Here is a 12183-nt window from a genome sequence, read left to right on the forward strand (position 1 = left end):
GCCGGACACCAAGTCCAATCCGACTAAGTGGCGCCGATGTAAACAGCCGGTGCCTACTCCGACTGGGCCGCCTTGGCCCGGCGCTTCTTGACCGCCGCCGAGAGGATCGCGTGCTCTTCCTCAGTGGCCTGGTCGAAGAAGTTCTCCGGCCACTCCTCGATCCCGCCGTACTCGTTGGACTTCACGGGCTCGTAGTTGGTCGCGCCGTCTACGCGCTTCGCAAAGTAGATACCAATTGTGTTCTGAAGCTCATCATCGAGATCTTCAGCAACATGTCGCCGCAGTCGCGAAATCAGGTACTCACTGTGGGTCTCGACAACGAGGTGGCGTCCGCTTTGGGCGATCGCCAGCAAGAAGTCAGTAAGCCGCTGCTGCACTCGCGGATTGAGATGCAACTCCGGTTGTTCGATTAGGAGCAAGGAGCCGATTGGTGCCTGCACGCACATCACGATGACCGGCAGCAGCTGGCTGACGCCGGTGCCGACACTCGTCAGGTCAAGATCTCCCTCGACGTCCTTTTGCTTCACCTGCAGCTGGATCCCGAAGCGGCCTTGGTCCGAAACCGAGAAGCTCTCGCCGATATCGAGGTATTCGGCCCACCGGTTGACGGCGGTAATGAGCTGGATTGGCCGACGGGGAGTCTTGATCGTTCCATCTGGCTGCGGCGTCGGGACGCTGACTTTCCGGTCGCCGTGCCGTTGCAGCACCGAGGCGGTGAATTCGCCCTTCGGGCCGACATAGGTGTCGTCGCCTTCCGGCGAGTCGGGATACGAGGCCCGAGGTTCGTCCCGAAGAGGACCAAGATAGCGGATGCTTGCGCTCAAGTAGGAGGCTGCGAGATCCGATGCCCTGCCCAGGTCATCCAAACGATGAGGGAACGGGACCTCGCCTTGAATTCCACCCTTGGTCAGTTCCTCGACAACTGCATCGTTGAACGTCTCGGACGACACCACGTTGAGGTCGATCTTGGAACGTGTCTCAGGAGCCTTCGAACCAAGCTCAAGGCGCACAGCGTCCCCGTACTCGGCCTTCGCGTCGGCCACCGCTGCGTGAACCGATAGCAGAACACGGCTGACTTCCTCGATTGCTTTAGCTTCGGTGAATAGATCATGCTCGATCTCGTCCCGCTCCTGGATCGATCGTCGGAGGAGCATGTCGCGCCAAGCCTCGAACAGGACTTCGGCACGCGGACGCATCACTGACGCGTCGAGCGGGAAGCCCCCAGCGACATGGATGTCGATGACTTCCAGCAAGCTGCTATTGGCACCGGCGAACTGTCCCGAAAAGTAGTGCGGAATGGAACTCGCTTCGTCGTCTTCGTCGAGCGGAACGAGATCCTCGGCGTCTTCGTCCGCTATGGCAAGTACCCACGCTCTGGCCACACGCGGGACGTTCTCTGGGAGCGTGTCGGGGTCCTCTGGCTTCAAGTCGACGTTCAGCCGCTCGATCTTGGCGATGCCCTTCTGTTGTGATGACTCACCGAGCTTGACTTCCCAGGACAAGGTAGCGAGAACCGGGGCTGCTTGTGATTGGGTCAGCCCTCTGCCCTCCCTATATCCGCCTCGCGGGGCCTGAATTTCGAAATCGGCGCCGATGATTAGCGGCTCTTCATCGTTACCGGGGCCCCGGTATTTAACCTCGGCCACGGTGCCGAGCCGGACCCCGCGACCGTTGAGGGGATACAAATAGCCTGTCGTGCCTATCGCCTGGCTCGCAGCGCGGATGCTCTGGAGCAGTGTGCTCTTGCCCGCACTATTCGCGCCAACGATGACGGTCAGTGGGCGAAGCTCGACGCTGTCGTTTCGCACGGACTTGAAGTTCTGTAGACGCCAACGGCGGAGCGTGATGCCCCGCCGAGTCGAGAAGGGCGGGCGGCGCCCGATCAGTGGATTACTCATGCGAAGACCTCTCGGTAATGGGTGACGCGCGCGCGGGCGGAAATAAGGCCTATCTGGACGAGGCGTCCATCACGAGTGCGGGTGGGGCGCGCCTCGATCGGACCTCGAATATCGGTCGACCGGCCCAGAAGCCACAGGCTCGAGTGTCCGGACGCGGATGCCATCTCCACTTGAAGAACCTGCAAGTGCTCAAGCGGTGAGTTGGCAGATGGCGGTTTGGGGCCTGCATCAGTTGGGTCAGCAAGTCTCCATAGAAGACGCAGCGAGTTGTAGAGGCCGACCGCGCGGTAAGCCTCTATAAGTTCGTCGTCCAGGGCGATGTCTACGAGCCAACCGGGGACTCGCGCTGTCCCACGACCCACTCCTTCGACGACTTCCACCACGAATTCCTCAAATGCCGCGATTTCCGCCTCCGTGGAGGGTGCGCGAAGCGCGTTTGGATCAATGGAAGCAACCCGCTCGCCGTCGATCAGTTCGCGAGTGCAGTCTGCGGTCAAGCTCTGGAGCCGCTTCAACTCCTGGAGTTTGAACTTCCAGCGAGGGTCGCTGCGGTCAATAACCGGAGGGCCGGCAACCCGACGATCTACCGCGTCCTCCTCGCGCAGCGCAGAAAGAGCCCTCAAAACCTGCGCGTCGACTCGTCCAATACGTCGATCGAGTTGGACCACCCACGCGTAGCCGAAAACGTCAGACTCGGCCAGTAGATCGTACGGGCGGCCAATCTCGTCCCCTGATAGGAGAAGGTCGGTGCTTGAGCCCAACTCGACATCCGGGCTGAGCAGCGTCACGGTGAGAGACTGCGTTGCCTCGTCGAAGTCTGTGACAAGCACCAACGCGGCCGGTGTTTCACGGTCCATCGCCACCGCGCGGTAGATGCCTCCGATCTCAATGTCGGTCATGATGCACCTCCTCCGACCCTGGTGATTACAGCTGAATGCAGACGCCCCAACGTGAACCTGACCACGGCTTCACTTTGCGAGGTGAGTTCGTTACGAACCTTCGCGAAGGCGGACGCCTTGTAATTCGCGGCGGTGGGCCGGCTGACACCGAGGCGGCGTGCGATGTCGCCGTCGGAATCGCCGATCCACTTGCCCGCGAGCACCGTCGCTTCCTCATGCGTTAGCGCTGCACCGAGTCGCTCTGCGAGTTCGTTTGCCATGATCAGTTCGCTGGGGTCGAGTTCGCCGGAGCTGTCTCCAGTCCCGGCCTCATCAGACACAACCTCCGCTGTTGCGAAGACTGTCAACGACTCGTCAAGAATTTTTCGAAGATCGAGTTCCTCGACCTCGTGAACCGAGGTGCAGATCAGATTCAGAGCGTCAACAAGCGTCTCCGTCGTCCAGATCGCACTTGCGCGCTCCGTTCCATTGCCTGGAAGGCGGGGCAGCGCCGCGAGGGATGTGGTGAGCCGTTGTGTGTAGGGCGTGGCCTCGAGACTGTGGCCAGCGATCCGCCAAGATCGTGGCTTCTCCTTCACCTGCTCAAAGGGTAACTCCCCAAAACGCTCAACAGCTCGATCGAAAAGGTTGTCGACCGCTGTCCGCTGTCTGCGGTCGATCAGCGTCATTCGCACTTGGCGGTATATGAGGGCTCGGGCGTGGCCGAAGTCGTTCGCGACGTCACAGATGTACTCGGCTTGCCCTTTTGTCAGCATGCGTTCGACAACGTCTTGGACCAGATCGTCGACGGCCTCGTCGTCCCAAACGGCGCTGCGAGCGTAGACCGAGGGGCTGTACCGTCGAGTGATACGTGACGCTGCCGTCTGAATTTCTTGGAGCCAGCGCGGACCGACCCCGCGGCGTTCGAATTCCTCAATCAAGGTCTCAAGGTCTCCGCCATCGACATCGCCGAGGCCGAATTCCTCGTCGACATCCGCGAGCGGGTCGGCGGGTTCTACCTGGTCTGCCATCGCGCTTTCATAACTGCCTTGATCGTGCTGGCGTCATCGTCGCTGCACAGCCGGTGCGCCTCGTCGAGGGCATCCTTCGGCACGGGGAGCGGCCGTGAGACGACGATGCTGCCATCGTCGCGGAGCCAGCATTTGGGCCATTCGTTGCGATGGTCGTGCCCAGGGTTGAGAACTTCGACGCGATCGAGGCTGGAGGTGCGGGCGAAGACGTAGGCGATCGCGCCGGAACTCGGCCAGTGGCGGAGAATGATCGGCCGTTTGGCGCTGGGCTTTTGCGGGGCAAAGCCTACGATCGATTCGGTCTGCTCAAACCACGCCTCGCCATCGGGTGGGCCCATGTTGAGCAGCTTCGCGAGATCAGACAGATCGAACCCCACCGGCATCCTTCACTGCCGAAGCGGAGTTCGGCCGTATGCGCCTTTGCAACTTGGCCGAGTGTATCGAGTCGGACAGCCACAAACGGGTTCACGCCGCACCCTGGCAACATTCGGCAATGCTTCGACGGCCTCGTCGCGGTAGCCGGTTTTGCGCGCATCACCTTTTGATCTGTGACACTCCTACGCCACCACCGCGCTGCGGGCCGGCATGAACCCCAAGGTGATCAGCGAGCGGATCGAGCGCGCCGACTTTGAGTAGCGTCGGTCCCTGGATTGTTCTGGTGAATGACAAAATGTCATATCTCAGCTCACAACGGGTTCGGCTGAGAGACCAGCATCGCGAAACCGGTTCGATTCCCGGCAGCTCCACTGGAACGGCAGTGCTACGCGAGCCGCGGCTCCTGCGTAACGGGTGCGGCGTTGAACCTGTCGCCTGACCGTGCAGCCGAGTCGTCGTTGTCTAGCTTCCCTGCAGGCCACGTTTACGCTGGGAGTGCCGCTCAAAAACGGTCAAATGACGGTCAAAGACGCCCCGAAGAGGGTGTGGCATGCTGGTTGGCAACAGCTGCTAGCTCCGTCGTTGCCGCCCCGCTGCTCTTCAATCGAGCAGCGTATTCAGCTTCTACGACTGTTGCGATCGGCGAACTGGGGAAAAGGGGGCTTGATGGCTGTTTCGGCGAAACGCGCTCACGACAGACTGGCCGATCGGATCAGGACGTGCACCAAGTGCGCAGGCATGAACGTAAAAGGCAAGACCCAAGCTGCGCCGGGTTGGGGGAATCTGGGATCACCCGTGGTGATCGTCGGCCAGAGCTTGTGCGGGCCGTGCATGGCAGCACAGGAACCGTTTGTTGGTGGCAGTGGCGATCTGCTGGAAGCCGCGTTCGACCTGGCCGACCTCGAAAAGCGCGATCTCTACATCACCAATGTCGTGCACTGTCATCCCGAAGGCAACGTCAAATCGCTGCGCGAGTGGAAAACGAACTGCACCCCGTATCTAGGCGAAGAACTGCGCCTGGTCCGTCCGAAACTGATTGTCGGTCTGGGCGATGACGCCAAGGTCGCCGTTCGCAGGTTCTATCCTGATGGGCCAGAACTGTTGTGGCCGTTTCGAACACCACGCGCTGAGCCGTCGAACGAATCGCCGCGCGTTCACTTCATGTGGCACCCGTCGTATATCAAACGCCAACACGATGATGCGTTGGAACGGCGATACAGCGCGAGTTTGGGACGGGCGCTGCGGTGGGGTTTTCAACCCGAACGCACGTGCAAAGGTGAGAACGACTGGATGACGGACGGGAACTGACGATGCATATTCGGGTCCGTGAATCGGGTAAGCGCGTCAACGGCAAACCGGTCAAGCGCTATCAAGCCGTCTGGTACGAGCATGGCCGCGAATACCGCGAGACGTGCGACACGCGGGAGCTGGCCCAAGACAAACTTGACCGCGCTAAAACGCTTTTATCGCAAGGCCAATCGGTGGCGAGTCTACGTGAGCGCGGCAAGGAAACGTTCGGCGTGGTCGCCGCGCAATGGCTGGACGGTCGCCACGATCTCAAGCCCCGCACGCGCGCCGAATACGCAAACCTGTTGAGCGGCAAGACACGCGCGCGTCGCAACGGCGACGGCGCGAGCACCGCCGATTTGTCGATCGCAGCGACATTCGACCACCGGCCGGTCAACGAGATCATGCGCGCCGACATCGCCAACTGGGTTGGCAGGCTGTCAAACGCAGGTAAGTCGGCGTCGACGGTACGACATCACTATTTCGTTGTGCGCCAGATACTTTCGCAGTGTGTCGCCGACGGACGGTTGACGGTCAATCCGGCTGATCACGTCAAGTTGCCCAGTGAGCGAAGCGCCCAAAGTGGCACGCCGGGCGTGGTGGACGATCCCGACATGTTTCTCACCGCCGCGCAGGTGGCTGCGCTGGTCGACGCCACGCCCTGGCCGTGCTCGGTGATGGTGCACCTGGCCGCGTGGTGCGGTTTGCGTGCCGCCGAGTTGGCCGGGCTACAGGTCGGTGACGTCGAGTTGCCGGATGCGCCGATCAACCCGAACGCGCCCGCCAAACCGGGCGTGCTGCATGTGGAACGCACCGTGACCACGATCGACGGTGCGCTGGTGTATGACTCGCCCAAGACGAAAGGTTCACGGCGTCGCGTGCCGATGATGAGCGGGACCACCGAACTGTTGCGCGAGTATCTGGCCGCCCACCCACGCGCCGATGATCCTGCCGCACCACTGTTTTGCTCTGTGACGTTGAAAGCGGCCAAGCCGACCGGCAAGCGCGCTACCGATGCCAACGGTAATCGCGTTGTGCCCACCGCCGTCGATGCCCTGGCGGGGCTTTCGATCGATGAAGCGGCGGACCGCCTGGTGCTGGATTGGTCGGCACCGATCCGCCACCAGACGTTCTACAAAGCGGTGTTCCGCCCTGCGGTCGCGCGCGCCAACCGACTTGGCGGGTCGGATGCGGTGTTGCCACCCGCGTTGAAGTTTCACGCTCTGCGCCACACCTACGCGAGTTTGTGTGTTGCGGCCGGTATCCCGCCGCTACAGCTTTCGCGCTTCATGGGTCACGCGAAAGTGACGACGACACTGACGATTTACACGCATCTGTTCGATGACGATCACTCCGAAACGATGGCCGCGCTAGAGGCGATGAGCCGCCCGGTCGATGCGCGCAACGTGGTCGCGATGCGCCAACGCGGCTAAAAGTCGGGATCTTCGTCGGGGTCTTCGTCGTAGTCGTCAGGTTCGTACTCGGGTTCGCGTTCCTCGTAGTAGGAATCCGGCGGTTCAAAGTCGTCGTCACCGTCGAAATCGTCGTAGTCGGAATATCCACCGCTGCTATCGGTTTCATTCACAGTCGCTTCGGCAGCGGTCGCGAACGGATTCACGGGCGGCGGTGCAGCGGGTGACGGCTGTTCTTCGCTGTCGGCCGCGCCGAGCATCAGTTTGAGTGAGTTGAAAGCGTTGTCGATTAGTTGGTCGTAGGTGATCACCTGAACCCGCGTCAAGTGGCTGTTGTACGTGCGCAATGCACGGTAGAAGTCGTCTTCGTCCATTTCTTCCACGTTGTGATTGATGTGGCCAATCACCACCGTTGCGAAAACGCGGCGCGCCTCAAATTTGAGTTTGGACTTGATCGTATGGGCTTCTTCATCGAGAGACCGTAGATAGTTCTCGGTTTGCGAAACAGCTTCGTGCACTTCGTTTCCGACGATGTGGTGGTTGCGATACGGCCTTACCAGTTTCGGGATGTTGGCTCTCTTGAGTTCGACAACGTGGAGCGAACCGTCGCCGGTTATCAGCGCAATGTCGATCTGATCTTGGGTCGTCAGTGTTCGTGTCTTCTCGACGCCGACGAACTGCCCGCCGAACATCCACGGATTGTCCTGCAATATCCGCTGGAAGCTGTTTTCGTCCGAAGTTGGGTCTTCGGCGAGCGCTTTGAGGGTTTCCAACGTGTCGATGTTCTTTTGGCCGATGAGTACGCCGGTGAGAAAATCGGCCTGACCCGCTTGTTGGATTGCCTTGACCAGTTCGGTTTTGTCCGAGATCGCGACCAAGATTTCGGCCAGTTCCGTCGACCCGTACTTAGCGACCTCTTTGGCGATGTCGCGGTCATCGACCCGAACGTAGTGCCCGTCTTGGTTGAACTCTTCATTCAGAAACGCTTTGAGGGCGAGAATTTCGTTGTTCTCGATGGAAATCTGGCGTTCGGGATTGTCGAAGTCGTAGCCGTCGCCGGGGATCTTTCGGCACTGCTTGATCTCCAACCGTGCTTTCGACGGGTTTTCGGGATCGTCGCCGAAGAATCGAAGACTCGCCGTTTTGTAGGTTCGCCCGCGCGGCTTGATCTCGGCGGCCTTGATGCCGAGGTACTTCGTTCCCGGTTCGGGCGGCAACGACCATGCGCGTAGTGGCCCGTCCTGGTCGGGTTCGGCGTCGTCCAGGTCTTGCGGTCCTCCACCGAACACGGTCGCTCGGACCATCGTTCCACCCACAACGACCAGAGCAAACGGGCTCGCTGTGGGGGTTTCGCCGACCCACGGTCAAAACACGGTCCAAACGCCGTCTGGCGGGTTGATGAGATCGGCCGATATGCCGTTGAACTGGGGGTTTGTGGAGCCGATGACGGGAATCGAACCCGCGTATTCAGCTTGGGAAGCTGATGTTCTGCCATTGAACTACATCGGCGCGGATGCTTGACGAAGGCTAGCACCCGGCGCCGCGCCGTTCATCGGCAACGCAGCCGCCAACGCAGCCGATACGCTCGTCGGGTGCTGCTCTCCGATCGTGACCTCAGAGCCGAAATCGCCGCCGGCCGATTGGGCATCGACCCGTTCGACGACGCGCTGGTGCAGCCGTCCAGCGTGGACGTTCGACTCGACAGCATGTTCCGGGTGTTCAACAACACCCGCTACACCCACATCGACCCGGCCAAGCAGCAGGACGAGTTGACCAGCCTGGTGCAACCGGTCGACGGTGAACCGTTTGTGCTGCATCCCGGCGAGTTCGTGCTCGGTTCGACGCTGGAGTTGTGCACACTGCCCGAGGACCTGGCCGGCCGCTTGGAAGGCAAGTCGTCGCTGGGACGGCTGGGACTGCTGACCCACTCGACCGCCGGCTTCATCGACCCCGGCTTCAGCGGCCACATCACATTGGAGCTCTCCAACGTCGCCAACCTGCCAATCACGCTGTGGCCGGGGATGAAGATCGGCCAGTTGTGCATCCTGCGGTTGACCAGCCCGGCCGAGCACCCTTACGGCAGTGCGCGCGCCGGGTCGAAATACCAGGGTCAGCGCGGCCCGACGCCGTCTCGCTCCTACCAAAACTTCCTCAAACCCAGCCAGCCGTAACGCCGCGCCGTAGAGCCGAGTGAGGCATCGCACGGTCGCGGCCACCCTGCCAACTGCGAGCGGGCCGGTAGGCTCGAAGTAACAGGGTCAGCGGGGACGGGTTAGTTGCTGCCCACTATCGCGAGTAGCTAGCAAACTACTTTGGAGGAAGTAGTGGACATCGTACTGGGTGTGTCGATGGCACCCTCAGCGGTCCGGATGGTGCTGGTCGAGGGCGAAAATGCCGACGGTGCCACCGTCGACCGGGACAACTTCGAGATCAACGGCAACGGTCATGCAGTAAACCCTGCCGTGACCGACCAGGTGATCTCGGCCATCCTGGGCACCCGTGAAGGCGCAGCCGAAAGCGGTTACCACCTGACGTCGACCGGGGTGACCTGGACCGATCAGCTCGAGGCCGCCGCGCTGCGCGACGCGCTGGCCGCCCGCAAGATCGAAAACGTCATGCTGGTGTCGGCGTTTTTGGCCGCGGCCGCGTTGGCCCAGGCAGCCGCCAATGCCTCCAACTACGCGAACACTGCACTGCTATTTATTCAGCCGGACACCGCCACCCTGGCCGTGGTGGACTCGGACGACGGGTCCGTCTTCGACGTGCACCGCCAGCCGCTGCCCGACGACGACGACGCGGCCGTTGCCGAGTTGGTCAAGCTGGCTTCCGACGCCCAGGCGCTGGAAGAACGACCCGACGGCTTGTTCGTCGTCGGCTCTGGCGTGGACATCCCGTTGATCAAACCGGCGCTGGAGGCCGCGACGTCGCTGCCGGTGAGCGCGCCCGAGGAACCCGACCTGGCGTTGGCGCGCGGAGCGGCCCTGGCCTCCGCGAGCGCACCGCTGTTCGCGTCGTCGACCGCCGCACTGGCCTACGCCCAAGATCCCGGCACCGGCGCCGTGGACCCGTATGCCGTCTCGCCCGGTTACCTCGCCGCCGCGGATGTTCCCGCCGATGCGGAGCCGGGGGAGGAGGCTCTTGCCTACAGCGCGGTCCCCGACGAGGAGGCCGAGGCATACACGGCAGAAGGGCCCGAGGCCTACAGCGACCTCGCCGACCAAGAGGAAAACCTGGATTCGAGCATGCTCGACTTTCGGTTCGCGCAGGGCGAGTCGCCGAGTCGCAGGCCGTTCCTGACTGCCATCAGCGTGCTGACGATCTTCGTGGTCGGCGTTGTGGCACTGGTCATTTCGCTGGCGTTCACCATCCGGCCGTCGGTCAGCGAACGACCCGACATCGGACACAACGTCGTCGCCCCGTCTAAGCAGGCTCCTGCGCCGCCGCCGTCGGCACACGTGCCCGCTCCGGCTCCCGCGCCGCCCACGCCGGCCGCACCTCCGCCTGCACCGGCACCCGCTCCCGCGCCGGCGCGAGCGCCTGCACCCGCACCGGCTCCTGCGCCAGCACCTCCGCCGCCGATGCCGCCGGTACTGCCGCAATTGGGGCAGATCTTGGCGCCGCCGCAGCAAGGCCCACCCCTTCGACCGCGAGGCGATGACCATGGCGGCGGTGGCTGGCGCCACGGCGGCGACGACGACGACCACGGCCACGGCTGGGGCGGCGGACCGCGCATCAAGATCCCGCTGCCGGTACCGGGGCTCAACCTCGGCATCGGGTAAGCGCCGGTTCCTCCAGCCCGCAAAAACGGGTACTCCTCCCACCGGACCCCGACGGCGGCAAGAATTTGGAGGAGCAGTGGACACCGTACTTGGCGTGTCGATGGCACCCTCGACGGTTCGCATGGTGCTAGTGGAGGGCGAAAACGGCGACGGCGCCACCGTCGAGCAAGATGACTTTGCCCGGCCCGGCAACGGCGACGCAGCGCCGCCCAGCGCGCCGGAGCAGGTGGTCTCGGCGATTCTGGGCACTCGGGAAGGCGCGGCCGAAGGCGGCTACCAGCTGGCCTCGACCGGCGTGACCTGGAGTGATCCGACCGAGGCCGCTGCGCTGCGCGACGCACTGGCTGCCCACAAGATCGAAAACGTCATGCTCGTGTCGGCGTTTTTGGCCGCCGCCGCGCTGGCCCAAAGCGTCGGCAGCGCCAACGGCTACGGCCGAACCGGACTGCTGTTCGTCGAACCCGATGCCGCGACGACCGCCATCGTCAACTCCGCGGATGGATCGGTCATCGAGGCGCGCCGCGAGCCGTTTACCAGCGGTGATCCCGCCGCAGAATTGTCCGCGATGGTCGGCGACATGCAGACCCTGGAGTCGCGCCCCGACGGGCTTTTCATGGTCGGTTCCGGCGTGGACGTCGGCCCGCTCAAGCCCCAACTGGAAGCGACCACGTCGCTGCCGGTGAGCTCGCCCGAGGAGCCCGCGACGGCGCTGGCCCGCGGCGCGGCGCTGGCTTCGGCACACGCGCCGTTGTTCTCGGCGTCCACCGCAGCGCTGGCGTATGCGCAGGATCCCGGCACCGGTGCGGTCGACCCGTATGCGGTGTCGCCGGCATATCGTCCGATGCCGGACGCGGCCGCCCCAGCGGGCGGTGACGCACTTGCCTACAGCGCCGTCGCCGACGACGAAGCGAACGCCCCGACCGCCCTCGCCGACCGCCACCCAGTGGAGCCAGATCAGGATCAGCAGAGTCGGCCGCGCAGGCGATTGACCTTGGTGTCCGGTGCGGTGGCCGCCATCTTCGTGGTCGGTGTCGTGGCACTGGCGATCGCGCTGGTGGTCACACTGCGCCCGACGGGCGAGCAGCCCAATCCAGGCCACAAGATGGTCGTGCCGGGCAATTCGGCACCGCAGCAAGCACCGCCTCCCCCCGCCTCGGCACCGGCGCCGGCGCCCGCTCCGGCCGCGCCCGCTCCGGCACCGGCTCCCGCGGCGCCCGCGCCGGCGCCCGCCCCCGCACCCGCGGCTCCGCCACCTGCGGCGCCGGTGCCGCAAATCCCGCAGATCCCAGGGCTCCCGGGCGGCGGTGGCGGGCCACCCGGCATTCCGGGTGGTGGCCACGGGGGCGGCGGTGGTGGCGGTCATGGCGGTGGCGGCGGCCACGGCGGCGGTCATGGCGGCGGTGGCGGCGGCGGCGGGATTCCCGGGGTCCCGGGCATCCCGGGAGTTCCCGGCCTGTAACAACCCGCATCGTCGCCGGGCAAACTGTCATCTGACGTTCGCTTATCGCTCAGGGAGCGGTCAC

Annotated in this window: 10 protein-coding genes and 1 tRNA gene; 5 read left to right on the forward strand and 6 right to left on the reverse strand. The window is 63.5% G+C overall.

The annotated features are described in order from the left end of the window. Positions 1 to 53 precede the first annotated feature (53 nt). From AC5Y42_RS00440 to AC5Y42_RS00455, 4 genes are read right to left on the reverse strand one after another with little or no spacing between them, the layout of a single operon-like run. Positions 54 to 1898: an AAA family ATPase gene (locus AC5Y42_RS00440; protein ID WP_499894902.1), complete on the reverse strand. Its 1845-nt coding sequence runs from the start codon at positions 1896 to 1898 to the stop codon at positions 54 to 56. Further along, the gene (locus AC5Y42_RS00445) at positions 1895 to 2797 is read right to left on the reverse strand and encodes a hypothetical protein (RefSeq protein WP_499894904.1); all 903 of its coding nucleotides are present in this window, start codon (positions 2795 to 2797) and stop codon (positions 1895 to 1897) included. The genes AC5Y42_RS00440 and AC5Y42_RS00445 overlap by 4 nt, the downstream gene beginning before the upstream one ends. Beyond that, positions 2794 to 3807: a hypothetical protein gene (locus AC5Y42_RS00450; protein ID WP_499894906.1), complete on the reverse strand. Its 1014-nt coding sequence runs from the start codon at positions 3805 to 3807 to the stop codon at positions 2794 to 2796. The genes AC5Y42_RS00445 and AC5Y42_RS00450 overlap by 4 nt, the downstream gene beginning before the upstream one ends. Further along, entirely contained in the window at positions 3792 to 4184 is a 393-nt protein-coding gene (locus AC5Y42_RS00455; RefSeq protein ID WP_499894908.1) for a hypothetical protein, read from the reverse strand. The genes AC5Y42_RS00450 and AC5Y42_RS00455 overlap by 16 nt, the downstream gene beginning before the upstream one ends. A 664-nt stretch (positions 4185 to 4848) precedes the next feature. On the opposite strand from AC5Y42_RS00455, the gene AC5Y42_RS00460 reads away from it, so the two are divergent. Both AC5Y42_RS00460 and AC5Y42_RS00465 read left to right on the forward strand, forming a co-directional pair. After that, complete coding sequence (locus tag AC5Y42_RS00460; protein ID WP_499894910.1) at positions 4849 to 5490, forward strand: uracil-DNA glycosylase; 642 nt, start codon at positions 4849 to 4851, stop codon at positions 5488 to 5490. Between the two features lie 2 nt (positions 5491 to 5492). Next, entirely contained in the window at positions 5493 to 6902 is a 1410-nt protein-coding gene (locus AC5Y42_RS00465) for a tyrosine-type recombinase/integrase (protein ID WP_499894912.1), read from the forward strand. Here AC5Y42_RS00465 and AC5Y42_RS00470 read toward each other — a convergent pair. Both AC5Y42_RS00470 and AC5Y42_RS00475 read right to left on the reverse strand, forming a co-directional pair. After that, a complete protein-coding gene (locus AC5Y42_RS00470) occupies positions 6899 to 8098 on the reverse strand; it encodes a Shedu anti-phage system protein SduA domain-containing protein (protein ID WP_499894914.1) in 1200 nt (399 codons plus the stop codon). The two genes, AC5Y42_RS00465 and AC5Y42_RS00470, sit on opposite strands and share 4 nt — an antisense overlap. 218 nt (positions 8099 to 8316) lie before the next feature. After that, positions 8317 to 8390, reverse strand: a tRNA-Gly gene (locus tag AC5Y42_RS00475). Between the two features lie 83 nt (positions 8391 to 8473). Between AC5Y42_RS00475 and dcd the strand changes: the two genes are divergently transcribed. The 3 genes from dcd to AC5Y42_RS00490 all read left to right on the forward strand — a co-directional run bounded on the left by dcd (position 8474) and on the right by AC5Y42_RS00490 (position 12119). Then, on the forward strand, positions 8474 to 9052 hold the full coding sequence (dcd, locus tag AC5Y42_RS00480; RefSeq protein ID WP_499894917.1) for a dCTP deaminase: 579 nt from the start codon (positions 8474 to 8476) through the stop codon (positions 9050 to 9052). 153 nt (positions 9053 to 9205) lie between these two features. Further along, a complete protein-coding gene (locus AC5Y42_RS00485; RefSeq protein WP_499894919.1) occupies positions 9206 to 10660 on the forward strand; it encodes a DUF7159 family protein in 1455 nt (484 codons plus the stop codon). Positions 10661 to 10736: 76 nt separating this feature from the next. Further along, on the forward strand, positions 10737 to 12119 hold the full coding sequence (locus AC5Y42_RS00490; protein WP_499894921.1) for a DUF7159 family protein: 1383 nt from the start codon (positions 10737 to 10739) through the stop codon (positions 12117 to 12119). Positions 12120 to 12183: the final 64 nt, after the last annotated feature.

It is taken from the genome of Mycobacterium sp. NGS48 (assembly GCF_059812585.1).